This window comes from Flaviramulus sp. (assembly GCF_982512915.1).
Map to the genome: position 1 here is coordinate 167,709 of NZ_CEWOCJ010000002.1, position 24,910 is coordinate 192,618.

At 30.9% G+C, this 24,910-nt stretch carries 23 protein-coding genes and 1 pseudogene; 14 read left to right on the top strand and 10 right to left on the bottom strand.

Translation table 11 applies throughout. The features are described 5' to 3' along the window. Positions 1–2: 2 nt before the first annotated feature. A complete protein-coding gene (locus AC1XJX_RS02310; RefSeq protein ID WP_482002351.1) occupies positions 3–1,613 on the bottom strand; it encodes a RagB/SusD family nutrient uptake outer membrane protein in 1,611 nt (536 codons plus the stop codon). Positions 1,614–1,623: 10 nt separating this feature from the next. Beyond that, positions 1,624–4,605, bottom strand: coding sequence for a SusC/RagA family TonB-linked outer membrane protein (locus tag AC1XJX_RS02315; protein ID WP_482002352.1), 2,982 nt, complete (start codon positions 4,603–4,605; stop codon positions 1,624–1,626). 488 nt (positions 4,606–5,093) lie between these two features. Between AC1XJX_RS02315 and AC1XJX_RS02320 the strand changes: the two genes are divergently transcribed. Further along, positions 5,094–6,116, top strand: a complete 1,023-nt coding sequence (locus tag AC1XJX_RS02320) for a LacI family DNA-binding transcriptional regulator (RefSeq protein WP_482002353.1) — start codon at positions 5,094–5,096, stop codon at positions 6,114–6,116. A 29-nt stretch (positions 6,117–6,145) separates the two neighbouring features. Here the strand turns inward: AC1XJX_RS02320 and AC1XJX_RS02325 are convergent, their stop codons facing one another. From AC1XJX_RS02325 to AC1XJX_RS02350, 6 genes are all read right to left on the bottom strand, one after another. Then, positions 6,146–7,762 (bottom strand): glycoside hydrolase family 32 protein, encoded by a 1,617-nt coding sequence (locus AC1XJX_RS02325; RefSeq protein ID WP_482002354.1) that lies wholly within the window; start codon positions 7,760–7,762, stop codon positions 6,146–6,148. Beyond that, the gene (locus AC1XJX_RS02330) at positions 7,752–9,077 is read right to left on the bottom strand and encodes a sugar porter family MFS transporter (protein ID WP_482002355.1); all 1,326 of its coding nucleotides are present in this window, start codon (positions 9,075–9,077) and stop codon (positions 7,752–7,754) included. The genes AC1XJX_RS02325 and AC1XJX_RS02330 overlap by 11 nt, the downstream gene beginning before the upstream one ends. A gap of 362 nt (positions 9,078–9,439) precedes the next feature. Next, complete coding sequence (locus AC1XJX_RS02335) at positions 9,440–9,709, bottom strand: hypothetical protein (protein ID WP_482002356.1); 270 nt, start codon at positions 9,707–9,709, stop codon at positions 9,440–9,442. Positions 9,710–9,965: 256 nt separating this feature from the next. Then, entirely contained in the window at positions 9,966–10,283 is a 318-nt protein-coding gene (locus AC1XJX_RS02340; protein WP_482002357.1) for a rhodanese-like domain-containing protein, read from the bottom strand. Between the two features lie 109 nt (positions 10,284–10,392). Next, positions 10,393–11,001 (bottom strand): thioredoxin family protein, encoded by a 609-nt coding sequence (locus AC1XJX_RS02345; protein WP_482002358.1) that lies wholly within the window; start codon positions 10,999–11,001, stop codon positions 10,393–10,395. Between the two features lie 6 nt (positions 11,002–11,007). Next, a complete protein-coding gene (locus AC1XJX_RS02350; protein WP_482002359.1) occupies positions 11,008–11,550 on the bottom strand; it encodes a TlpA disulfide reductase family protein in 543 nt (180 codons plus the stop codon). A 292-nt stretch (positions 11,551–11,842) separates the two neighbouring features. Between AC1XJX_RS02350 and AC1XJX_RS02355 the strand changes: the two genes are divergently transcribed. The 10 genes and pseudogenes from AC1XJX_RS02355 to AC1XJX_RS02400 all read left to right on the top strand — a co-directional run bounded on the left by AC1XJX_RS02355 (position 11,843) and on the right by AC1XJX_RS02400 (position 19,771). Further along, on the top strand, positions 11,843–13,249 hold the full coding sequence (locus AC1XJX_RS02355; RefSeq protein ID WP_482002360.1) for an anthranilate synthase component I family protein: 1,407 nt from the start codon (positions 11,843–11,845) through the stop codon (positions 13,247–13,249). Between the two features lies 1 nt (position 13,250). Next, complete coding sequence (locus AC1XJX_RS02360; protein ID WP_482002361.1) at positions 13,251–13,817, top strand: anthranilate synthase component II; 567 nt, start codon at positions 13,251–13,253, stop codon at positions 13,815–13,817. Positions 13,818–13,847: 30 nt separating this feature from the next. Next, complete coding sequence (gene trpD / locus AC1XJX_RS02365; RefSeq protein WP_482002362.1) at positions 13,848–14,843, top strand: anthranilate phosphoribosyltransferase; 996 nt, start codon at positions 13,848–13,850, stop codon at positions 14,841–14,843. Further along, on the top strand, positions 14,840–15,625 hold the full coding sequence (gene trpC, locus AC1XJX_RS02370; protein ID WP_482002363.1) for an indole-3-glycerol phosphate synthase TrpC: 786 nt from the start codon (positions 14,840–14,842) through the stop codon (positions 15,623–15,625). Before trpD ends, trpC begins: the two co-directional genes overlap by 4 nt. Positions 15,626–15,642: 17 nt before the next feature. Then, positions 15,643–16,212: pseudogene (locus tag AC1XJX_RS02375) on the top strand (phosphoribosylanthranilate isomerase); the annotation flags it as partial. Positions 16,213–16,275: 63 nt separating this feature from the next. Further along, entirely contained in the window at positions 16,276–17,457 is a 1,182-nt protein-coding gene (trpB, locus tag AC1XJX_RS02380) for a tryptophan synthase subunit beta (protein WP_482002429.1), read from the top strand. Between the two features lie 119 nt (positions 17,458–17,576). Next, positions 17,577–18,338, top strand: a complete 762-nt coding sequence (gene trpA / locus AC1XJX_RS02385; RefSeq protein WP_482002364.1) for a tryptophan synthase subunit alpha — start codon at positions 17,577–17,579, stop codon at positions 18,336–18,338. 29 nt (positions 18,339–18,367) lie between these two features. Further along, complete coding sequence (locus AC1XJX_RS02390) at positions 18,368–19,099, top strand: SIMPL domain-containing protein (RefSeq protein ID WP_482002365.1); 732 nt, start codon at positions 18,368–18,370, stop codon at positions 19,097–19,099. Positions 19,100–19,104: 5 nt separating this feature from the next. Next, the gene (locus tag AC1XJX_RS02395; RefSeq protein ID WP_482002366.1) at positions 19,105–19,326 is read left to right on the top strand and encodes a hypothetical protein; all 222 of its coding nucleotides are present in this window, start codon (positions 19,105–19,107) and stop codon (positions 19,324–19,326) included. Continuing rightward, entirely contained in the window at positions 19,316–19,771 is a 456-nt protein-coding gene (locus AC1XJX_RS02400) for a tRNA (cytidine(34)-2'-O)-methyltransferase (RefSeq protein ID WP_482002367.1), read from the top strand. Before AC1XJX_RS02395 ends, AC1XJX_RS02400 begins: the two co-directional genes overlap by 11 nt. 1 nt (position 19,772) lies before the next feature. On the opposite strand, the gene AC1XJX_RS02405 is transcribed toward AC1XJX_RS02400, so the two are convergent. Then, positions 19,773–20,636 carry an alpha/beta hydrolase fold domain-containing protein gene (locus AC1XJX_RS02405; RefSeq protein ID WP_482002368.1) on the bottom strand — a complete coding sequence of 288 codons (864 nt, stop codon included), beginning with the start codon at positions 20,634–20,636 and terminating at the stop codon, positions 19,773–19,775. A gap of 138 nt (positions 20,637–20,774) precedes the next feature. Here AC1XJX_RS02405 and pulA point away from each other — a divergent pair, with 138 nt between their 5' ends. Then, entirely contained in the window at positions 20,775–22,757 is a 1,983-nt protein-coding gene (pulA, locus tag AC1XJX_RS02410) for a type I pullulanase (protein WP_482002369.1), read from the top strand. Between the two features lie 179 nt (positions 22,758–22,936). Here the strand turns inward: pulA and AC1XJX_RS02415 are convergent, their stop codons facing one another. Then, positions 22,937–23,449 (bottom strand): fasciclin domain-containing protein, encoded by a 513-nt coding sequence (locus tag AC1XJX_RS02415; protein ID WP_482002370.1) that lies wholly within the window; start codon positions 23,447–23,449, stop codon positions 22,937–22,939. 124 nt (positions 23,450–23,573) lie between these two features. Here AC1XJX_RS02415 and AC1XJX_RS02420 point away from each other — a divergent pair, with 124 nt between their 5' ends. Then, positions 23,574–24,131, top strand: coding sequence for an RNA polymerase sigma factor (locus AC1XJX_RS02420; RefSeq protein WP_482002371.1), 558 nt, complete (start codon positions 23,574–23,576; stop codon positions 24,129–24,131). Beyond that, positions 24,128–24,907 carry an anti-sigma factor domain-containing protein gene (locus AC1XJX_RS02425; protein WP_482002372.1) on the top strand — a complete coding sequence of 260 codons (780 nt, stop codon included), beginning with the start codon at positions 24,128–24,130 and terminating at the stop codon, positions 24,905–24,907. The genes AC1XJX_RS02420 and AC1XJX_RS02425 overlap by 4 nt, the downstream gene beginning before the upstream one ends. The last annotated feature ends 3 nt before the right edge of the window (positions 24,908–24,910 follow it).

The following is a 24,910-nucleotide window of genomic DNA, read 5'->3' on the forward strand; positions in this document are numbered from 1 at the left end:
TACTAGTAACCAGGATTTTGTGTTAAAGTTCCTGCACTTGCATCAAGTTGTTCTTGTGGTATTGGAAACACATTTTTAGTAGCAGCAGAAGCAGGTTTTTCCCACCAAGCGTCATTAAATCTACCAAAACGGATTAAATCTTGACGACGTGTTACTTCCATAAACATTTCTCTACCTCTTTCAGCTAAAAACGAATCAGCAGTTAAAGATGCTAAAGCAGAAACACCTGCTCTTGCTCTAATCGTATTAACATCAGTTAAAGCTAAGGACCAATCTCCTGCATTTCTTGCGTCAGCTTCAGCACGGATTAAATGTAAATCACCTAATCTAATGATAGGGTAATCATTATCCATATTATCTCTTTGACCTTGACGGAAACTAAATTTACCCATACGAGCACCACCTTTTCTAGATGCATTAGGCTCTAACTCGTTTATATCTACAGAATAATTTAATTCTATCTCATCAATTGGAGCAGCATAATCTAAAATTACAGAACCTTCATAATCAGCTTGAGCACCAACTATAAAATTAGCAGTTTTACGTTTATCACCAGCTTCGTAAGAATTATAAAATTCTTCTAAAGCTGAGTAACCGTTCCAAGGTTGGTTTTGAATATTCCAAGTGAATTGACTAGAATAATGTAACGTCATTTGAGCAAAATTCATATTTCCACCAGTAACATTATCGTAAGCTATAGACCAAATAATTTCAGGGTTATTTTGATTATTAGGCGCAAATACTGCAGCGTAACCTTCTAATTCATCAGGATCAGTAGCAACACTAGGTCTTCTTCCTTCATTAGGCACAGTACATCCATCAGCACATAATGTATAACCACCATTGTTTATAACATAGTCAGCAGCAGCAGAGGCTTCAGCCCATCTTGGTATTCCAGTATAAACTTGAGCATTTAAATATAATTTAGCAATTAAACCCAATGCTGCAAATTGATTGATTCTGTACTGAGTTTTTGCTGTTGCAAGTGGACTTGCATCTAAATTCATTGTAGGGCTTATTGAAGCTACACCTAAAGCAGCTAATAATTCGCTTTCAACAAAATTAAAAACTTGTTCTCTTGTTGATTGTGGTGCATCTACTCCTGGAGTTGTAACAATTTTTACTCTACCATATAAATCTAATAAACGGTAGTAAAAGAAAGCACGTAAAGCTCTTACTTGAGCTGTTTGGTTAGCATCTAAAGTTCCACCAGCTAATGCTGTATTACAAGCACCAATCGCTGAATATTGTTGAACCCAAGTTCCATTTACAGGACCATTAGTAGGACCGTAAGTATGTCTGTGCATATCAATCCAGATACCACCATCAAACCAGTCACCGCCTTTTTGTGTTACAGCGGCTTCATCAGATGAAACTGTTTGAACAGAAAAGTATCCACCATGATTAGCAGAACCAGCCTCTCTTAATTGGTTGTAAGCAGAAGCTACAGCATCAGCTGGTCCAGCACCACCTCCATCAAAATTAGCAAATGCAGGTTCTTCCCCATTAAAAGGAGAACTAACTTCACCTACTAGAACTTCATCTAAGTCTGTACAGGCACCAGCTAACACTACTGCACTGCACGTAAAAAATAATTTAAAAATGTTTTTCATAGTTTTTTTTTTAAAAATTAACATTTACACCAAACGTTATAGTTCGAGATTGAAAATAGTTATATCTTCTATCTATACCTGGTATTAATGGATTAGCATTAGTACCTAAGAAACCACCATTATCAACTGAACCTCTATCAGCTAGAGCTGGTTCTGGATCTGCTCCTGTATAGTTTGTTATTGTAAATAAGTTTTGAGCACTTAATGATACTCTTAAACTCTTAATATATTTATTATCATCAGCAATATCAAAATTATAACCTACTGATATGTTGTCTAGCTTAATAAAGTCGGCTTTTTCAACATATAATGAGCTAAATTTAGCATTTGTAATATCAGCATTTGCTAACTCTGTGTTGATGAAATTATAAGATCCTTGAGAACCTACTCTTGGCTCATAAAATACTCTAAAGTTATTTACTAAACTGTGTCCAAATGCACCTCTAAAAAATGCATTAACATCCCAGTTTTTGTAAGTTAAAGTATGAGACCATCCTAACTCAAAATCAGGAATACCTTTACCTACTTCAGTTAAATCTCCATCTATTACACCATCACCGTCTGCATCAATAGCATTACCTACTACTTGTCCAGATTGGATAGTACCATCGCCATTGACATCCACAAAATTTTGACTTCCATCAGTAATTGTTCCATCCCAAACAGGTGCATAAATTAAACCAATTTCTTGACCAGGAGCAACTAAGATTACATTCGTATCATTTTGACCAGGAGCACCTAAATTACCATTTAAAGTAGTAGTAGCGAAAGAATCTAAAGTAGTTTTATAGCTAGAGAAAACGATACCACTGTTGTAAGTTAAATCTTCAGTTTTAATAATATCATAATTTAAAGCTAACTCAATACCATTTGTAGATAAATCTCCACCATTTTCAACACGTCTACCTGTAGGAAAAACAGCTGCATCAACAGCTCTATCTATAATAAAATCAGATACTTTACGAGTATATAAATCTAAAGTAGCAGATAAGCGTCCTGAGTTAAATTCAATACCAAAGTTGGTTTCAGCTTTTTCTTCCCATTTTAAATCTGGGTTAGCATCGGTTACTTGATTCGTACTTAATAAATCACCTGTTGGTTCAAATCTAGCATTTGCTAAACCATATTGCCCAGGTAAAGAACCTGTAACACCGTAACCTAAACGTACTTTAAATAAATCCACGTTATCAAGACCTAAATATTTATTTAAGTCTACACCTAAACCAAATGCAGGAAACGTACCCCATTTGTTATTTTCTCCTAATTTAGTAGAACCTTCTCTACGGATAGAAGCGTTAATATAAATAGCATCATCAATAGTAGCATTAGCTCTAGCAAAGAATGCAATAATTCTTTGTTCAGGAGATCTGTTACTACTTAGCTCAATTTGTCCAGCATTAATGCGATCTTGAGACCACTCTAAAGCATCTATGTAAGCTAAATCATCATTTGGAAAATCTCCAGCAGATAAGAAATAATCATTAAAAGTTTCTTCTTGCCAAGAATAACCACCAGTGAATTTTAAATTTAATTTTTCTGAAGCATCTACATTAAAATCTGCAAACATTTCAAATAATTGAAATTCGTCAGCTCTAGTATAAAGTCTTGCTAAACCTTTACGCAATGGACTTGTAGCATTACCTCTAAATAAAGAAGTAGTTCTGTAGTACTCACTGTTAGTTAATTTTCTTGATTGCTCAGAATATAAAGCAGATACACTAAGATTATCACTAACAGAATACTTTAAGTTTGCACCATAAGTAAATTCGTTACGACTACCATTATTGGTATTTTGATTTATGATTGATACTGGGTTGAAACTATCAAATAAACCTAAAGTTTCAAAATAACCATTATACGGATCACCATTATATGGATAAGGAGAATCAACACCTAAAACAGGTGCAGTTGGATTATATAGAACTGCGTAACGTAATGCCTCATTGAAACCAAATTGAGATTCTCTTTTTGTATAAGAAGCATTGAAATCAATTTTCAATTTGTCGTTCAAAATCTTTGTAGATGCTTGAAGCCTTGTGTTAAATTGATTAAATCCTGATTTATCTAGGATACCTTGAGCATCTCTAAAGTTAGTTGAAACCCTGAAATTAGTATCATCATAACCACCAGTAATAGCAACGTTATGAATGCTAGTTACTGCGTTTCTTGTTACTAAATCTATCCAATCTGTTCTACTACCTAAATCAGTACCACCTGCAGCAGCAAACTCATCACCAGTCATATTATCAACTTGTCTAGCAATAGAAGCAGAAGCAACTGACCCATTGTAAGAAACAGATGTTGTACCAGCTTTACCACTTTTTGTAGTAACGATGATAACACCACTAGATCCACGAGAACCATAAATTGCAGCAGCAGAACCATCTTTAAGCACTGTCATACTTTCAATATCTGCAGGATCAATGTTATTTAAAGAAGCTCCAATAATACCATCGATTACAATTAACGGTTGTGAATTTGCACCTACTGTAGAAATACCTCTTAAACGAATAACAGCATCCTCATTTGGATTACCACCTTTGTTGTAGATACTCAAACCTGCAACTTTACCTTGTAATAATTCGGAAGGGTTATTAATTGTACCTCTGTTAAACTCTTCTTCACCTACTTTAGTAACTGCAGAAGTAATCTCTTTTTTTGTGGTACTACCGTAACCTACTACTACAACTTCATCAAGTTGAGCAGCATCTTCTTGTAACGTAACATTAAGGGTAGAACCTGAGACAACAGCCTCTTGAGTTAAATAACCAATAAAAGAGAACACAAGTGTAGCTCCATTGTCAGCGTTAATTTTAAACTCTCCGTCGAAATTAGTAACAGTTCCGGTAGTTGTACCTTTTACTATTACGTTAACTCCTGGTAATGGGCCTGAAGCATCAGAAACAACTCCTGAAACTGTTTGCGCATAAATAAAGCTTCCAAGTAGCAACGCTAGCGGAAGCAAAAGTTTTTTTAGTAATTTGTTTTTCATATTGAGTTTAGTTAATAATTAAATAGTTAATAAAACAACACTTAAAAGGTAGTGTTAAAATGCTGTTAATTAAAAAGCGAATTTTGCATTTTATAAGGGTATTTAAAAGAAAAAAATGAAAAATATTGCATTTTTAAACCGAAAACGTTTTCGGTAATTATGAGTTTGATAAAAATATAGGTTTGAAATTCATTTTAAATAAAAAAATAAGCTCAAATTTCAATATAAAGCAAAATTATGGTAATAATTTATTATATCCAAAATATAAATGATTAAAATAGAGCTTAAAACATGAATTTTCTATAAAATTAATTAAATTTATAGTATAATAATACAATAATTTTTACATTATCACAAAAAAAATAAACTAAAAATTAAGAATATGATAAAATTAGATTTTTATAAATTTTATTTTTTTAGCACTAAACTTTTACCCTAATTTTACTTACATTTAATAATTAACTAACTAAATAACCAACAAATTAAATATGTCTAAAGTTACTTTAAAAGTTATAGCTAAAACATTAGGTATTTCAACTTCTACTGTATCTAAAGCATTAAAAAATTATTCAGATATTAATGAGGAAACTAAAACTAAAGTTCAAGAATTAGCTAAAAAACTTAATTATACACCAAACTCATTTGCTGTAAGCTTGAGAATGAAAGAATCTAAAACTATTGGGGTTATAATTCCCACTATGGTTCATCATTTTTTCTCAAATGTAATCGAAGGTATTTTAAAAGAGGCAGAAAGAAACAATTACATGATTTTTTTAATGCAATCCAACGAAGATTTTGAACTTGAAAAAAAACAAATTGATTTATTACTAAGCAAAGGTGTCGATGGTGTTATCATGTCTTTATCAAATAAAACCAGAGATTTTAGTCACTTACAAAAAGTAATTGATAGTAATGTCCCTTTAATTCTGTTTGATAAAATTGCAAAAACAATAAATTGCTCTAAAGTATTAATTGACGACAGAAAAGCAGCCTATGATGCTGTTACCCACCTCATAAATAAAGGATACAAAAGAATCGCACATTTTAGAGGCGATTTAAATCCGCAAAATTCTATTGATCGTTTTTTAGGATATAAAAAAGCATTGTTAGATCACAATATTGAATTTGATCCAACCCTAGTTTATATATGTGATAATAATTCAGATTTTTCAGATGGTTTTAATAGTGCTGAAAAACTTATTAATGACCATGGTAAAAATGTTGATGGGCTTTTTACTGTAAATGATCTTATTGCTATTGGTGCTCTTGACTATTTCAATAAAAACAATATTAAAGTACCAGAACAGATAGCAATATTTGGGTTTAGTAATTGGTTTATGACAAAAATTACTAACCCAAGCTTATCTTCAATTGATCAAAATGCTTTGAAAATGGGTGAGAAATCAACTGAAATTTTAATTAAAGAAATAGATTATAAACACAAAGGCATTGCTTATGAGTATCAAAAAATAATACTTGATACTGAATTAATAATCAGAAATTCTTGTTAAGATCATTTAAGATTCGTGTTTTTATTTACTTATTTGAAATCAAATTCCTGAATTTTTAAGTTTTCAATTTTAAAGGTTTTGTCATCTGAAATGATATTAAATTTTTCCATTGGCCCATTTGGAAAAAACAATTCACTCATAACAACCTCTCCATCATTATAAAAAACTTCAACAGATGTTTTGTCTAAAAGAATTTTAACTTTTAATTGATTTAAGGTTTTAAGAGCTCTTGCTTTAGAAATATTTGATACAAACTTTTCGGAAAAATTTACTTTACCAGATTTTTTTCTGTTAATAAAAAATTCATTTTTCAAATTGTCTAAACCGATACTTAATGAATCTCCAAGTTTGTTATAAATTAAAAAATTATAAATATTATGTTTCAAATCAGAAAGTTCAAATTCTATATTTGTTTTAGTCATACCAATGATAGAATTATTTAGTTCAAAATTTATTTGATTGTTACTCAATGAATCTTTAACTAAACTTTTTTCAACAAAATGATAAAGCTCCTCAACTGGCAAACTTTTTAAATGGTATGTATTGTTATGTTTTTTGAGACTAAGTTCTCTTGGAACTGTCATAGAACTTCGCCATTTAAATGTTGGAACATCTCTTGCATAATCCCAATTAGACATCCAGCCAATAAATAATTTTCTACCATCAGTTTCTGCAATGTTAGACCAAGTTACCCCTGCATAATTATCACGACCATAATCTAGCCATAGTGCATTTTGATTACTTAATTGATTTGAAAAATCTTTATCAAGCGTAAACGTACTACCATCAAAATCACCTATAAAATATTGTGTAGCACTCCCACCATTTGGAGCACCTGGATTAATACTTACTAGCAGAACCCAATTAGTTTTATCTGAACCTTCAATTTTAATTGGAAATAAATCAGGACATTCCCAAATACCACCATGAGCACCTATATTCTCTCCAAATTCGGATTCAAATTTCCAATCTTTTAAATTTAATGAACTATAAAACATTAATTTATTTCCAGCAGCTAAAGACATTATCCATTTATCATTTGAGTTATCCCATATCACTTTTGGATCTCTAAAATCTTTAATACCTGGGTTTGAAATTATTGGATTTTTATCATATTTAATCCATGTCATGCCTTCATCTAAAGAAAAAGCAATTCCTTGGGTTTGAAAATCAATTTCACCTGCTTTTTCACCTTCCATATTGTGGTATGTATAAATAGCTACAATTGGAGAGACACCATCTTTTCCAAAACCAGAGATATTATCTTTGTCTACAACAGCACTGCCAGAAAATATGAGACCCAAATCATCTGGATAAAGTGCAATTGGTTGTTCCTCCCAAGTAATCAAGTTTTCACTTATAGCATGACCCCAATGCATAGGTCCCCATACATTTCCGTCTGGATAATATTGAAAGTATAAATGATATTTACCATTTAGATAAAACATCCCATTAGGGTCGTTCATCCAATTTGCTTTTGGTGTAAAATGGAAATTTGGTCTATATAAAGTTTCTTCTACAGAATTTTCAATTAAAGCTGTTATTTCGTGTTCAGATACTTTGGAATTTTTTTTACAACTAAAAACGAGAATGAAAATTAGGTTAAAAAAAATAATATTGAAAAAACGAAATTTCCTATTTTTCATCTCTAACTAATTTTTTACTTAATTCTTCAAGTGAAATACCTTTAGTTTCTGGCATTATAAAAATGACAAATAATAATTGAAAAAGCATCATAATTGCAAATACCATAAACACAACTCCTGCACCAATACTAGAAAAAAGCACAGGAACTAGTGAGGGTATAATGGCTGCTAAAACCCAATGAGTAGAAGTTCCAAAAGACTGACCACTTGCCCTTAAATGATTTGGGAAAATTTCTGAAATATAAACCCAAATTATAGCACCTTGCCCAATAGCATGAGAGGCAATAAACATAAATAAAAAAATAGGTACAGCTAACCCTTCCCAATTTAAAAAAAATGCCATTGAAACCAAACTTAACGAAATGATATAACCAATTGAACCCAAATACATTAATATTTTTCTTCCTAGTCTGTCTATTAAGAAAACACCTAATAAAGTAAATAATAAATTTGTTACACCAATACCTATACTACTTAATAAGGCCGTACTTTCTCCTAAACCAGCTTCTTCAAAAATTCTTGGCGCATAATACAAAAAAGCATTAATTCCTGAGAATTGATTAAACATGGCTACTAAAAAAGCTAACATAAGCGGGAATCGGTATTTTTTCATAAAAATATTTTCCCCAGATAAATGACTTTCACTTTCCGCTTTTATTTCTTGCATTAATTTTTCTGCATCGCCATTAGGATTAATAAGCTTAAGAACTTCCTTTGCCTCTTCATTTCTATGTTTTGAAATTAACCAACGGGGACTTTTTGGAACTGTAAAAATAAGTACGGTGTAAATTAAAGCAGGAAAAGCTTCCACACCTATCATCCAGCGCCATGCATTTTCACCAACATTCCTTAATAAATAATTAGATAAAAAAGCAATTAAAATTCCGAAAACGATATTAAACTGGTAAAGCGCTACTAATCGACCCCTATCCTTAGCTGGAGAAATTTCAGAAACATATGCAGGTGCTGCTATAGTTGAAGCACCAACACCAATACCACCTAAAAATCTAAAAAAGGCAAATGTATATGGATCATTAACTAATGCAGAACCAACTGCAGAAATAAAATAAAATAATCCAATCCATATTAATGTTTTCTTTCTTCCCAATCTATTGGTTGGCATACCTCCAAACAAAGCACCAAAAACAGTACCCCATAATGCCATTGCCATAACTACAGAGCCATGAAAAGCATTAGAAGAACCCCAGAGAGCCTGCAATTTCTTATCTGCCCCAGAAATAACTACGGTATCAAATCCGAAAAGAAAGCCTGCTAATGCGGCAGTAATAGACCAGATTAAAATTTTATTATTCATATATTAATTTACTTGGTTTAAATTGGTGAAGTAAAATAATCAATCTTCAAAATTAAATATTATACATTAGTCTTTAATTTATAATTTAAACTTCGAAATCGTTTTCGTTGAGTATTAATTTTAAAATCTTCCTAAAATTATTAGTAATTAAATTACTCAAAACTCATGAATAATAAAATGATTTAAAAAAGTTAAAGTTTTTAAATTAATTACAATAATTATATGATTTGATAAATTAAACTGAAAATTATAATTAATAAAAAATTAGTCTAATAAAAATTAAATATGAGGTTTTTTTTAAACTAAAAAGTCCATATAAATTTAAATCTATATGGACTTTTTTGTGATTTTTTTTTAAAGTTTTAACTAACCTTTTGTTTTTCTTTCATTCTTTCCAAAAGCATTAATTCTCGTTGGATTTCTTCTTTTCTTTTATTGAATGCTGATACTCTTAAATCAATGATTTCTTGATTTTTTATACGTCTTTGACGTCTTAATTCTTCTTTTTCTAATTGTTTCTTCTCTTCATTTTTCTGAGCTATTTTTTCTCTAACTACAGATAAATATGAAAAACCATACATACTCAAGAACAATAATGCAATAATACCTAATATTACGTAACCGTTATCCATGCTATTTTAAAAATCTAAGGTTAATAAATTAATCATTTTTGAGAGTAATTTTTAATTAGAAACATTATAAAAATTAATATTAATAATATTTTTATCAAAAGTATACAAATGATTCCTTCAACTATAATAAAAAAGATGAATTACTTAAAAAAAAGATGAATGATAATTATGTCAATATAATCTCGGATAAATTGGTATTTCAACAGAAAAATAATTAGAAAATATGACTAACTTGAAAAAGAAATGAATTTTATGATTAATCAATATCTACAACATCACCTGTCCATTGCAACATACCACCTTCTAGGTTGTAAGCGTTTTTAAAACCTAATTGTTCCATTATTTTGCATGCTTGTCCGCTTCTGTTTCCAGATCTACAATACACATAGTAACTTTTACTTTTATCAAGTTTTTCAATTTCATTAACAAATTCTTGACCCTTGAAAAAATCTAAATGCAATGCGTTCTCTATAATACCCTCAGCTACTTCTGCAGTTGTTCTAACATCTATAATTAGTGCATTATTGTCTTTAGCTAATTGCTCTTTCCAATCTTCTTGTGATAAATCTTCCATGATATTTTTTTGATAATTTAATAATACAAAACTAATGTTTAAATACCTTACATAAAAGAATATGATGGTTTTAATGCTTCTGTTATTTTATTAATTCCTATTAATCCATTTAAACTTTAATAGAGCATCCAATGGCTTTTGTTTCTTTCTCAAACACCTCTTTACCAGTTAACATAGCATCTACAGCTTCCTCTACGTATTTTATAGTAACAGCCGATGCATCTTGATAATTATTATCAATTGCTCCAATATATTCAACTACATGTAAACCATCTTTTTTTTGTAAAATAAACACGTGAGGAGTTTTGGTAGCTCCAAATTTTGGATATATTTTTTGCCCCTCATCCATTAAATATGGAAATTTAAACCCTTTTTCTTTAGCACGTTCTTTCATAGCTTCATAACTATCGCCTTGTTTTGCTTCAGGATTATTTGGCATAATAGCTACGACAGGAAACCCTTTTGTAGCATACTTTGTATTCAAATCCATAATTCTATCTTCATACATAACTGCGTAAGGACACGTATTACAAGTAAACACAACAATAACCCCTTTTGAGTTTTTATAATCTGATAATGAAACTGTTTTACCATCAATGTTTTTTAACGAAAAGTCTTCAACAACGTCACCAATTTTATAACCTCCATCTCTAACTGTAAATGCGCTTACTAAAACTAAAACATATACAAACGAGATTAATTTGATAGATTTTTTCATGATTTTCTAATTTAAAAATTGATTTAATTCTTTTGTTAATTCTTCATAAGTAAAAGATTGCTCGTAAAACTTGCGCGTATCATTTTTATATATAATGGTTGCTGGTATAGAACCAGACCAATTAACATCTACCTTAGGTATCCAAGTATTCATATCCACATCATTTAAAGCAATAACTTTAGAAGCTAACTTTTTCTCTTTTATGAAAGGTTTTAATTTAGATTCATATAAATATGGAAAATCCAAACTCACTAAAATAACTTCTACATCATCATTTTTGTATGCTTCATTTAACTTCTCAAAATAAGGTAATTCTTTTACACATGGTCCACACCAAGTAGCCCAGAAATTTATCACATAAGTTTTATTGTTATTTTTATTCAAAAACTTTTCAAAACCATTAAAGTCATAAACCTCTAAATCTATAGAATTTGAATCAATAACTTTAATAGCTATTTCAGTTTCATTATTAACTACTTTTTCAGATTCTTTTTCTTCTTTACAACTTACTATTGCTATTAATGCAATAAAAATGACTTTTAATTTCATAAGGCTAAAATTAATTAATACTAAATTGTATTTATAATAGTTTAACAAACTTTTATGTAAAAAGTAGATTAAAGTTTTGGGTAATCATTTTTTCATTTCTATATTTGGGCAAACAAAATTAAATATGAATTCAATTTTAAATAAAACTTGGTGGTGGTGCTTTCGAAACTAACGTTCGTGAAGTAAAATCCTAGTATATTTAAATCTAAAAATATCCAAAAGGCTTGTCATTCACGACAAGCCTTTTTCTTTGTTCTGATAGTAGTTTCAGAATTAAAAATATAAATTATAAATGAAGACATACAACCTTTATACGCATCACAAAAGAATATTAACCGATACGATTACACCTGTTTCTGTTTACTATAAAATTCGAGATAAATACCCAAATAGTATTCTTTTGGAAAGTGGTGATTACCACAGGAGTCATAAAAACTTTTCATATATATGTTTTAATCCAATTGCTTCGATAAAAATTCAGAATGAAATGATTAAGCAAACATTTCCTGATGGTAGTGTAACTAATTTAAATATTACTAAAGATATAAATGTTGCTGATGAAATTCATCAATTCACAAAACGCTTTGATGTAAATTCTGATGCCAATTTTAAGTTTATTAACAATGGTATTTTTGGATATACAGCTTATGATGCTGTAAGATATTTTGAAGATATTCAAATTACTAAAAAAGATAACTCAGTTATTATTCCAGAAGTTTATTACGCGGTTTACAAAAATATTATCGCTATAAATCATTTTAAAAATGAAGCTTATATTTTCGCGCATTGTTATGAAGATACCGAGAATAATATTGATACTATTGATAAGCTTATAAATGTGCAAAATTTTGCTTCTTTTCACTTTAATTCAAAAGGAGACATCCATTCAAATTTAACGGATAATGAGTTTAAAGAACATGTTGAATTAGCCAGAAAACATTGCAACCGAGGTGATGTTTTTCAATTAGTACTTTCAAGGCGTTTCTCGCAAGCATTTACTGGAGACGATTTTAACGTGTATCGCGCTTTAAGGAGCATAAACCCCTCACCCTATTTATTTTATTTCGATTATGGGGATTTTAAAATATTTGGCAGCTCACCAGAAGCTCAACTTATTGTAAGTGATGGATTAGCTGAAATTCATCCCATTGCAGGCACATTTAAACGCAGTGGCGACGAACAAAAAGATGAGGAATTAGCCGAAAAACTTAAAAAAGACGACAAAGAAAATGCTGAACATGTGATGCTGGTTGATTTAGCACGAAACGATTTAAGCCGTCACGGTAGCCAAGTAAAAGTAGTAACTTACAGAGAAGTTCAGTTTTTCTCTCACGTTATTCATTTAGTTAGTAAAGTTACAGGCCACAAACACAAAACAACCTCAACCATGCAAGTTGTGGCAGATACGTTTCCTGCTGGAACATTAAGCGGTGCTCCAAAACACAGAGCCATGCAATTGATTGAGCAATACGAAAAAACTAGCCGTGGTTACTATGGTGGTGCTATTGGTTTTATGGATTTTGAAGGTAATTTTAATCACGCCATCATGATTCGTACTTTTTTGAGTAAAGATTACAAGCTTAATTGGCAAGCAGGTGCAGGATTGGTTTCGAAATCAAATCAAGAAAACGAATTACAAGAAGTATATAACAAATTAGGCGCATTAACTAAAGCTATTAAACTAGCAGAAGACATTTAAAATGAAAAAGGTATTAGTCATAGATAATTACGACAGTTTCACCTACAATCTAGTACATTACTTAGAAGATTTAAACTGCGACGTTACTGTATTAAGAAATGATAAATTAGCATTAGAAGATATTGAAACTTTTGATAAAATTTTACTATCACCAGGCCCTGGTATTCCAGACGAAGCTGGTTTATTAAAACAAATTATTGAAAAATACGCGCCTACAAAAAGCATTCTAGGTGTTTGCCTTGGACAACAAGCTATTGGCGAAGTTTTTGGTGGTTCATTAATTAATTTAGATGATGTTTATCATGGCGTAGCTACGAATGTAACTATATGTGTTGATGATGAATCACTTTTTAAAGGTTTAGAAAAAAATATTGAAGTTGGTCGTTACCATTCATGGGTTGTTAATCCAAATTTGCCAGAAAGCTTAGAAGCAACTTCTTTTGATGAAAACGGACAAGTTATGTCTGTAAGACATAAAATTTATGATGTAAAAGGTGTACAATACCATCCAGAATCTGTTTTAACACCCAACGGAAAAAAAATATTAGAAAACTGGGTAAATAATTAAATATCCAAAAAAAAAGAGTAATTAATTATAATGAAAGATATACTTAACAGTCTAATAAATCATGAAACCTTATCTACAGAGGAGGCTAAACAGGTTATTGTTAATATTTCAAATAACATGTATAATCCAAGTCAAATTACATGTTTTCTGTCTGTTTTTATGATGCGAAGTATCACGATTAAAGAATTAAAAGGGTTTAGAGATGCGCTTTTAGAGCTTTGTGTACCTATAAACTTAACAGACTATAATGCCATAGATTTAGTAGGCACAGGTGGTGACGGTAAAAACACATTTAATATCTCAACACTTTCCTCTTTTATAACTTCTGGCGCTGGTATTCACGTATCAAAACATGGTAATTATGGGGTTTCTTCAACATCTGGATCCTCTAATGTTTTAGAATATTTAGGTGTAAAATTTTCAAACAATGAAGACTTTTTAAAAAGTTGTATGGATAAAGCTGGCATTTGTATTTTACATGCACCACTTTTTCATCCAGCCATGAAAAACGTTGCTCCTATCCGTAAAGAACTAGGTGTTAAAACCTTCTTTAATATGTTGGGCCCTATGGTAAATCCTTCGTTTCCAAAAAATCAATTTTTAGGTGTTTTCAATTTAGAATTGCTGCGTTTGTATAGCTTTTTGTATCAGAATACTGATACCAATTATAACATTGTTTATGCCTTAGATGGCTACGATGAAATCTCGTTAACTGGGAAAGCCAAAATTATTTCCAACCACTCTGAAACGTTATTTTCTCCTGAAAATTTGGGGCTTTCAAAAGTGAAACAAGAAGCCATTTTTGGGGGTAATACGATTGAAGACGCTGCAAAAATATTTACAAATATTATTAATGGTAAAGGTACTGAAGCTCAAAACAATGTAGTTTGTGCTAACGCCGGATTAGCTATTGCTACTGTAAAACAAATACATCATAAAGAAGGATTTGAAATGGCTAAAGAATCATTGTTTTCTGGAAAAGCAAAAGCAAGTTTAAACAAGTTAGTAGAATTAAGTAAAAAATGAATATACTAGATAAAATAACATTAAATAAGCGTAACGAAGTAGCTCTTCGAAAAAGTCTTATTCCTGTTAATCAATTAGAACTATCTGTTTTATTTGAAAAACAAACAATATCTCTTACAAATAATTTACGAAACAGTAAATCTGGAATCATTGCAGAACATAAAAGACGTTCTCCATCTAAATCAATTATAAACAATAGTTTAAATGTTCAAGACGTGGCAAAGGGCTATGAAGATGCAGGAGTATGTGGCATGTCTGTTTTAACTGATGGAAAATATTTTGGAGGATCTTTAGATGATTTACTTACTGCCAGAGCTAGCTGTAACTTACCATTATTACGTAAAGAATTTATTATAGACGAATATCAGTTATTAGAAGCAAAAGCATATGGTGCAGATGTAATTTTACTAATCGCAGCCATACTGACTAGAAATGAAATCAAACAATTTTCAGAGTTAGCAAAAAGCTTACATTTAGATGTGCTTTTAGAAGTTCATAATAAAGAAGAATTACAAAAATCTATCATGCCAAGTATTAATATGTTAGGTGTTAACAATAGAAATTTAAAAACTTTTGAAGTTAGTTTAGATACAAGCAAAAGCTTAAGCAGTTTAATTCCTGATGATTTTATAAAAGTTTCGGAAAGTGGGATTAGTAATATTGAGGCAATTAAAGAATTGCAACCTTATGGCTATCAAGGTTTTTTAATAGGTGAAAACTTTATGAAAACTGATAATCCAGGAGCTAGTGCAACAGAATTCATCAAAACTTTAGAACAATGAAACTCAAGGTTTGCGGCATGAAATATCAAGATAACATCATACAAGTTGCTGCATTGCAACCAGATTATCTTGGGTTTATATTTTATGAAAAATCTGCAAGAAATTTTGATTCTGAAAAAATTCCTGAATTAGATAAATCAATAAAAAAAACAGGTGTTTTTGTTGATGAATCTATTGATTTTGTGATTGAAAAAATAAACAAATACAATTTACAAACTATTCAATTACACGGAAAAGAATCGCCAGAATATTGTATTACACTTAAATCTCAAAATATTGAGGTTATCAAAGTGTTTTCTATAGTAGACGAATTTAACTTTGAAAAGCTCAAACCTTACGATAATGTTTGCGATTTCTTCCTATTTGATACTAAAGGAAAATACCCTGGTGGAAATGGCTACACTTTTGATTGGAATATATTAAGTAATTACCCTTTAAAAAAACCATTTTTTTTAAGTGGTGGTATTGGTTTAAACGAATTAGAAAACATAAAAGAATTTAAAAAAAGTAACGCTTCAAATTACTGTTATGCTCTAGATGTAAATAGCAAATTTGAAATAGAACCAGGATTAAAAAATATTGAAAATTTAAAAAAATTTAAAAATATTACTACCCTTGCAGAAACAACAAAAAATAAAAAAGAACGTGTTATGAATTATAACGTAAACGAAAAAGGATACTACGGAGATTTTGGCGGCGCATTTATACCAGAGATGCTCTATCCAAATATTGAAGAGTTACGCCAAAATTATTTAAAAATTATGGCTGAACCCGATTTTAAAAAGGAGTTCGATAAGCTTTTAAAAGATTATGTTGGGCGCCCTTCCCCACTCTATTTTGCGAAACGACTTTCAGAAAAATACAATACAAAAATTTACCTGAAGCGCGAAGACTTAAACCATACTGGCGCTCATAAAATTAACAATACTATTGGTCAAATATTAATGGCACAACGTTTAGGGAAAACCAGAATTATTGCTGAAACCGGTGCAGGACAACATGGCGTTGCAACGGCCACTGTTTGTGCATTAATGGGCTTAGAGTGTATTGTTTACATGGGAGAAATTGATATTGCACGACAGGCACCAAATGTTGCCAGAATGAAAATGTTAGGTGCTACCGTAGTGCCAGCTTTATCGGGTAGTCGTACCTTAAAAGATGCTACCAACGAAGCCATTCGTGATTGGATTAACAACCCAGTAGATACCCATTATATTATTGGATCTGCCATTGGACCACATCCATATCCAGATATGGTAACACGTTTTCAATCGGTTATTTCCGAAGAAATAAAATGGCAGTTAAAAGAGCAAGAAGGTAAAGAAAATCCTGATTATGTGGTTGCATGTATTGGTGGCGGTAGTAATGCTGCAGGCACTTATTACCATTATCTACACGAGCCAGAAGTAGGGATAATTGCTGTAGAAGCTGCTGGTTTAGGTATTGATTCTGGTGAAAGTGCAGCTACTTCTGTTTTAGGAAAAGAAGGTATTATTCATGGTTGTAAAACCCTTTTAATGCAAACAACTGATGGCCAAATTACCGAGCCATATTCAATTTCGGCAGGTTTGGATTACCCCGGTGTTGGCCCTATGCATGCGCATTTATCTAAAACTGGACGTGCAGAATTTATGTCTATTACGGATAGTGATGCCATGGAAGCTGGTTTAGAACTTTCAAAATTAGAAGGTATTATACCTGCTATAGAAACCTCGCATGCTTTGGCTATTTTTAAACACAGAACTTTTAAACCTGATGATATTGTGGTTATGAGTTTATCTGGTCGTGGTGATAAAGATTTACAAAACTATATTGATTACTTTAAAATATAAATTGAATGCGTTACTAATGCGTTAGGGATTGAACGGTATGTTTGAGCTCCCCGACGCAGAAGGGAGCGAGTAGTGAAAGCCCGACCCTAGTGGTAACGTACAAAATAAAAAAATAAAAAATGAATCGTATTCAAACTAAATTACAAGAAAACAAGAAGTTACTTTCAATTTATTTTACTGCTGGTTACCCTGAAATAAATGATACCGTATCTATTATTGAAGAGTTAGAAAAGAATGGGGTTGATATGATTGAAATAGGCTTGCCTTTTAGTGATCCTTTAGCAGACGGACCAACTATTCAAGATAGCTCTACTAAGGCTTTAAAAAATGGCATGACCACCGAAGTTTTATTCAATCAGTTAAAAGATATTAGAAAATCGGTTTCTATTCCACTTATTATCATGGGGTATTTTAACCCAATGCTTCAATATGGTGTTGAGGCTTTTTGTAAAAAATGCAGTGAGATTGGTATTGATGGTTTGATTATTCCTGATTTACCTGTAGATGTTTATCATGAAGCATACCAAGATATTTTTGATAAATATGGCCTTATAAATGTGTTTTTAATAACACCACAAACTAGTATTGAGCGTATAAATTTTATTGACTCTGTTTCAAACGGATTTATTTATATGGTAAGTAGTGCGAGTGTTACTGGAAGTAATTTAGGCTTTGGTAACGACCAAGAAACTTATTTTGAACGTATATCCAGTATGGATTTAAAAAACCCACAAATAATAGGGTTTGGAATATCGGATAACAAAACATTTACCCAAGCCACTAATTTTGCTAAAGGTGCTATTATTGGTAGTGCTTTTATAAAATTTATTAGCAATAATTCTATAGATGATATTCCAAAATTTGTTACATCCATTCGTTAACATTTTATAAATATCGAAATCTATTTTTAATGAAAAAGAACTTAAGTGCCATTGTATTTGGAATTGCTATTGTAGCCGCCTCCATAATTTTAGGAAATGCCGTAATTAATCGAAACAAAAAGGTTGGAACGGTATCGGTAACAGGTTTAGGAGAAACAAATTTCACATCAGATCTTATCGTTTGGGAAGCTAGTTTTTCTCAAGTTAATAGCGATTTAAAAGAAGCTTATGCAGATCTAAAAAAGGATAAGGAAACTATTTTTGAATACTTAAAATCTAAAGGTTTAACTGATGATGTTATTGTATTCACAGCAGTTTCTACTACCAAAAACATGAAACAAAACTATTCTACAGACGGTAAATATTTAGGGCAAGAATTTACAGGTTTCACGCTAAACCAAACGGTTCAAATAAATTCTAAAGACGTTGAGAATGTTGAAAAAATATCAAGAGAAGTTACTGAATTATTGAATAAAGGCATTCAGTTATATTCCTTATCTCCAAGATATTATTATACTAAATTAGAAGATTTAAAAATAGAAATGATATCTAGAGCTACCGATAATGCACGAGTTAGAGCTGAAAGTATTTCGGAAAATTCTGGAGCTTCATTAAGAGAACTTATAACAGCAAATATGGGAATTTTTCAAATTACTGGTCAGAACTCAAACGAAGATTACTCTTGGGGTGGTGCTTATAATACAACATCAAAAGAAAAAACAGCTTCTATTACTATGAAGCTTACTTACGCTGTTAAATAAAAACTATGAAACTATTCAATAATTGGAAATTCATTGTTTTACTATGCTTAACAATTGGGCTTGTACCTTTTACTCCCGAACCTCATATTTGGGGGAAACTAAAATGGATTTTTGGTGGTGCTAAAAGCATGCAAATAATGGATTGGATTGATGTTTTTTTACATGGCTTCCCTTTTGTTTTACTTATTTGGATTCTCATTTCAAAAATTAAACAACATGGCGCTTAATATTGTTTTAATAGAACCCGAAATACCCAATAATACAGGAAATATTGGCCGATTAGCTTTAGCTTCAGGTTCTAATTTACATCTTGTAAAACCTTTTGGTTTTGAAATAGATGACAGTCGTTTAAAACGTGCAGGATTGGATTATTGGCAACACTTATCAGTAATATATTATGAAAGTGCTGATGACTTTTTTGAAATTAATAAAAACAAAAAAATGGCTTTTCTTTCTAGTCATGGCACAAAAAATCATTGGGAACTTCCATTTGAAGACGACCTGTTTTTAATTTTTGGTAAAGAATCAATAGGCTTATCAAAATCAATTCTTGAAGCAAATTCGGATAGCTTATTTAAAATACCTATTTACAGTAACCATATTAGGAGTTTGAATCTTTCCAATGCCGTAAGCATTATAGTCTATGAGGGTTTAAGAAAATTAAATTTATAGTTTATTTTTTAAAAATTTTATCTAAAAACTTGAAAGTTAATTGATAATTTTCTTTGGTTTCAAATACTTTTCCACCGTGTCCACCATCATAAATTACTTTAAAAAATACATCTAAATTATTTTTTTTATATTGACTTTCTAACTCAAGTGACTGATTAATAGGCACTTTTTGGTCTTTATTTCCATGCATAATAAGTAAAGGTGGATCAGTGGTATCTACATGAAAAACAGGACTCGCTAATTTTGCTAATTCTGGTTTGTTTTTTGGTAATCCGCCAAATAACTTACTCAAGATGGATAATCTGCCTTTTCTGCTTTGGGTTGTTGATTGACTTATAATACTTGTAAAATTTGTGGGTCCATAAAAATCAATAATACCTTGAACAGCAGACGATTCATTTAAATAATTACCAACAGTACCCTCTAATTCGGTAAGATTATTTGTAACCCCAACTAAAGCCGCCAAGTGTCCGCCAGATGATGAACCAGCAACCACTATATTTTCAGCATCATACTGATATTGCTTTGCTTTGGAACGCAAAAACCTAATAGCAGCCTTCACATCGTAAGCTTGTGCCGGAAATTTAGCTTTACTTGAAAATCTATAATTAATACTAGCTAAGGCATAACCATGCCTAACAAACGCCATAGGCCTTTGTTTTTTATCACCACTAATCCATGAGCCTCCATGAATCCACACAACTAAGTTGGGGTTTTTCACATCTTTAGGTAAATAAATATCCAGCAATAATTTAGTAGCATCTATTTGAGCATATTCAAGATCCAAAAAGGTTTTATAACTATTTTGAGAGTTGCAAATAACTATTGAAAAAAGAAAAAGAGAGCAAAAAGCTAATAGCTTCATAAAGTATAAATAACATCACAAATTATGAATAAATAATAACTTTTATGAATTAATCTATATAATACTTATTTTAGTAAACATATAAGGGTTTAAAAAAACATATAACTTATTAATTTCTTCACTAATACGCTAATTACAATGAAACTTAAACTAAGCTTACTATTACTTATTATGATAACAACTTCTTGTTTAAACCAAACTAAAACTTCTATTTCTGAAAGTTCTAAAACAGCAATCCAAACCAGTTTGTGGTTAAACTATACCAAAGAAGCATCTATATTTAAACTTTGGTCTCCTACCGCAGAAAATGTAAAATTAAATCTCTACAAAAATGGATTTGATAACAATGCCTACGAAATTTATAATTTAAGTACATCCATAAATAATGTATGGGAGTTAAAGTTAGATGGAGATTTAAATGGCGTTTATTATACTTATCAAATAATGATTGACAATAAATGGTTAGATGAGACACCTGGTATTTATGCTCAAGCTGTTGGTGTTAATGGAAAAAGAGCGATGGTTTTAGATTTAGAAAGCACTAATCCAGAAAATTGGGAAAGAGATAAAGGTCCATCTATAAACAAACCAAATGATGCTATTATTTACGAATTACATATTAGAGATATGACCATTCAACCACAATCGGGATCCAGTTTTCCAGGTAAATATCTAGGTTTGGTTGAAACAGGAACAAAAGGTCCAAATAATGTTGCAACTGGCTTAGACCATATAATGGAATTAGGTATAACTCATGTGCATTTATTACCAACATACGATCATTATTCTATTGACGAAACTAATTTAGAAACACCGCAATTTAATTGGGGTTACGATCCACAAAATTACAACGTACCCGAAGGTTCTTTTTCTACAAATCCTTATAATGCAGAAGTTAGAATAGAAGAGTTTAAAACTATGGTAAAAAAATTTCACGACCATGGTATTGGTGTTATTTTAGATGTTGTTTATAATCATACCGGTATCACTAAAAACTCTAATTTTAATTTAGAAGCTCCAGATTATTACTACCGATTTTGGGAAGATGGTAAACAATCTGATGCGTCTGCTTGCGGAAATGAAACTGCTTCTGAAAAAGAAATGATGCGAAAATTTATTATAGAATCTGTATCATTCTGGGCAGAAGAATATCACTTAGATGGTTTTAGGTTTGATTTAATGGGTATCCATGATATTGCTACTATGAATGAAGTTGCTGAAGCAGTAAAAAAAATAAATCCTAATATTTTTATTTATGGTGAAGGATGGACTGCCGGAGATTCTCCATTACTTATAAGAGATAGAGCTTTGAAGCAAAACATAACCAAAATGCCTCAAATCACAGCATTTAGTGATGATATTAGAGACGGATTAAAAGGTTCTGTTTTTGATGATAAAAGTACAGGCTTTGTAAGTGGTGCAAAAAACACAGAAACATCTGTGAAATTTGGAGTAGTTGGTGCAATACAACATCCGCAAATAGATTACGATGCTATTAATTACTCAAAAGCACCTTGGACAAATGAGCCTTGGCAATCTATTTCTTATGTGTCGTGCCATGATAATCACACCATTTACGATAAATTAAAAGTATCTAGAAAAGAAGCTGATGAAGCTACTATTATAGCCATGGATAAACTAGCTAACGCGGTTGTAATGACCTCACAAGGTGTTCCCTTTATACACGCTGGAGCGGAATTGTTACGAACTAAAAATGGCGAGCACAACTCTTACAACTTACCAGATAGTATCAACCAAATGGATTGGAATTGGAAAGTAAGACATGACAATGTATTTGAATATTACAAAAATTTAATCACCCTTAGAAAAGCACATCCAGCGTTTAGAATGCCATCTGCAGAAGAAGTAAGAAAAAATTTAACATTTAAAACTGTTGAAGATGGCATGCTAAGCTATGAAATAAGTAACCATGCCAATGGAGATTCATGGAAAGATATTTTAATAGTATATAACGCCAAAACAACAGCTTATAAATATAAACTTAAAAGTGAGTGGCAGCTTGCAGTTATAGGAGACAAATATACTTTAGAAGCAGGTAAAAAAATAAGCAAATCAGTAAATGTACCTGCAATTTCAATGCTTGTTGCTTACAGAAAATAAATTTTTTATGGTTATTAAGAAGCTTTACTTTGTAATTAAAAAAATATAACCTCGATTAACATCTAAAATTAAACATTAAACCGATTTTATATTAAGTGGTTAAACGAACGATAAGATCTCAAATAAAAAAGCCTCGTTTACACGAGGCTTTTCCTTTTTCATAGCAGTTAATTCCCAAATTATTTAGGCATAACTACAGAGTTAATTACATGAATTACACCATTACTTCCAATAATATCGGTAGCAATTATTTCACTGTAATTACCGTTTTGGTCTTTCAACCATATTTTACCATCTTTTTGTAAAACTGTTAAAATTTGTCCGTTTAAAGCAGTTAACTCTACTTTACCCATACCTTTTTTTAAGGCTGTTAATACATCACTAGTTTCTAATTTTCCAGATACAACATGGTAAGTTAAAATATTGCTTAAAGCTTCTTTGTTTTTAGGCTCTAACAATGAGTTTAACGTTTTTGAATCAATTTTCCCAAAGGCAGCATTGTTTGGGGCGAAAACTGTAAATGGTCCCTCTCCTTGTAAAGCACCAACTAAATCTGCAGCTTTTAAGGCAGCAACAAGAGTTGAGAAATCCTCATTTGCAACAGCTACATCAACAATTGTTTTTTGTGCAGACGCAAATTGACTAAATGTTAACGACACGACAACTGTAAAAATAAATACTAACTTTTTCATAATTTTTTTTTTGGTTAAACTAATTTTACACTTTATTTTTCTTTTGAAGTGCTTTCATTTATATTTACACAGGTTTGTTTCTTTTGGATGAGCTTTCTAGCTTTTTGGGAAATTTTTAACATATATGCAAAACGATAAAGTACTTTTACTACAATTACAAAATAAAGATGAAGCCGCTTTATCAGCTCTTTATGACAATTATTCGGGTGCTATTTATGGTGTTATTTTAAGAATGTGTAAAGATGAACAACATGCCCAAAATTTATTGCAAGACACTTTTTTAACCATTTGGGAAAAAGCATACCAATACAATCCAGAAAAAGGGAAATTTTATACTTGGGCTTATCGCATTGCAAAAAATAAAACCTTAAACTTTTTAAGACAATCACAAAACCTCATCCAAACTGAAGATTTAAGTGTATATACCAATAAACAAGAACACTTAATTGTAGAACCTGAGTTTTTAAAACTAAATGGCTGTTTAAAACAATTAGACTTGCACCATCAAAAAGCTATAGAACTAGTTTACTTTCAGGGTTTAACTCACAAAGAAGCGCATTTAGAAATGGAAGTGCCACTAGGAACTTTTAAATCTTACATAAAACAAGCGTTAAAAAAATTACAACTTAGCTATGAAAAAGCAGTTGTTTGGTTATTGATTTTTATTGATTTGATAAGATGATAGACAAAGTTTACATATTAAAAAACGGTTTGCTAGAACAGTATTTGTTAGGAGAGTTATCTCCAAATGAAGAATTACAAGTTGAGCTAGTGTTAAATATGGACTCTGATTTAAAAATTGAGTTAGAGACTTTAGAAGCTAATTTTGAAAAAATGGCTTTAGAAAATGCAATCATTCCTCCAAAAAAAGCTAAAGTGGAATTAATCCAAAAAATAAAATCAAACCAACCTAAAATAATTCCAATTCAAAAAAATAATTTTTACAAAACATATCTTTTTGCTGTATCGAGTATTGCGGCTTGCCTATTAATTGGATCTATTTTTATGTTTAATCAATTAAACAACTCAAAAAAGCAGCTGCAAGTTGCAGAAGATCAAAAAGAATTACTAAAACGAGATATTGAAGGTTTAAAAACAAATCTGGAATACACTAGCCGATATTTTGAAATTATAAATTCACCTGAAACCAAACAATACATTTTAACTGGTAATACTTTAGCACCAACTGCTAAAATAGTTAGTTATGTAAACCATAAAAATAAATCAGTTATTATTAATACAAAGCAATTACCAAAACTTGATAAAGACCATGACTATCAAATGTGGGCAGATGTAAATGGTGAAATGATTAATATGGGTGTAATTGACAAAGAAAATCAATTACTCGCTATGCAATATGTTGATGCAGCTGAATCTTTAAATATTACTATAGAGCCTGCTGGTGGCAACGACCATCCAACGGTTTCAAGATTGTTAACCAATGTTTACTTAAATTAAGAT

Coding starts and splice junctions, on each gene's coding strand:
- AC1XJX_RS02310 (WP_482002351.1), bottom strand. CDS start 1,613: ATGAAAAACATTTTTAAATTATTTTTTACGTGCAGTGCAGTAGTGTTA.
- trpD (WP_482002362.1), top strand. CDS start 13,848: ATGAAAGATATACTTAACAGTCTAATAAATCATGAAACCTTATCTACA.
- AC1XJX_RS02425 (WP_482002372.1), top strand. CDS start 24,128: ATGATAGACAAAGTTTACATATTAAAAAACGGTTTGCTAGAACAGTAT.
- trpB (WP_482002429.1), top strand. CDS start 16,276: ATGAATTATAACGTAAACGAAAAAGGATACTACGGAGATTTTGGCGGC.
- AC1XJX_RS02350 (WP_482002359.1), bottom strand. CDS start 11,550: ATGAAATTAAAAGTCATTTTTATTGCATTAATAGCAATAGTAAGTTGT.
- AC1XJX_RS02345 (WP_482002358.1), bottom strand. CDS start 11,001: ATGAAAAAATCTATCAAATTAATCTCGTTTGTATATGTTTTAGTTTTA.
- pulA (WP_482002369.1), top strand. CDS start 20,775: ATGAAACTTAAACTAAGCTTACTATTACTTATTATGATAACAACTTCT.
- AC1XJX_RS02325 (WP_482002354.1), bottom strand. CDS start 7,762: ATGAAAAATAGGAAATTTCGTTTTTTCAATATTATTTTTTTTAACCTA.
- trpC (WP_482002363.1), top strand. CDS start 14,840: ATGAATATACTAGATAAAATAACATTAAATAAGCGTAACGAAGTAGCT.
- AC1XJX_RS02405 (WP_482002368.1), bottom strand. CDS start 20,636: ATGAAGCTATTAGCTTTTTGCTCTCTTTTTCTTTTTTCAATAGTTATT.
- AC1XJX_RS02330 (WP_482002355.1), bottom strand. CDS start 9,077: ATGAATAATAAAATTTTAATCTGGTCTATTACTGCCGCATTAGCAGGC.
- AC1XJX_RS02360 (WP_482002361.1), top strand. CDS start 13,251: ATGAAAAAGGTATTAGTCATAGATAATTACGACAGTTTCACCTACAAT.
- AC1XJX_RS02355 (WP_482002360.1), top strand. CDS start 11,843: ATGAAGACATACAACCTTTATACGCATCACAAAAGAATATTAACCGAT.
- AC1XJX_RS02320 (WP_482002353.1), top strand. CDS start 5,094: ATGTCTAAAGTTACTTTAAAAGTTATAGCTAAAACATTAGGTATTTCA.
- AC1XJX_RS02395 (WP_482002366.1), top strand. CDS start 19,105: ATGAAACTATTCAATAATTGGAAATTCATTGTTTTACTATGCTTAACA.
- AC1XJX_RS02335 (WP_482002356.1), bottom strand. CDS start 9,709: ATGGATAACGGTTACGTAATATTAGGTATTATTGCATTATTGTTCTTG.
- AC1XJX_RS02400 (WP_482002367.1), top strand. CDS start 19,316: ATGGCGCTTAATATTGTTTTAATAGAACCCGAAATACCCAATAATACA.
- trpA (WP_482002364.1), top strand. CDS start 17,577: ATGAATCGTATTCAAACTAAATTACAAGAAAACAAGAAGTTACTTTCA.
- AC1XJX_RS02420 (WP_482002371.1), top strand. CDS start 23,574: ATGCAAAACGATAAAGTACTTTTACTACAATTACAAAATAAAGATGAA.
- AC1XJX_RS02390 (WP_482002365.1), top strand. CDS start 18,368: ATGAAAAAGAACTTAAGTGCCATTGTATTTGGAATTGCTATTGTAGCC.
- AC1XJX_RS02340 (WP_482002357.1), bottom strand. CDS start 10,283: ATGGAAGATTTATCACAAGAAGATTGGAAAGAGCAATTAGCTAAAGAC.
- AC1XJX_RS02315 (WP_482002352.1), bottom strand. CDS start 4,605: ATGAAAAACAAATTACTAAAAAAACTTTTGCTTCCGCTAGCGTTGCTA.
- AC1XJX_RS02415 (WP_482002370.1), bottom strand. CDS start 23,449: ATGAAAAAGTTAGTATTTATTTTTACAGTTGTCGTGTCGTTAACATTT.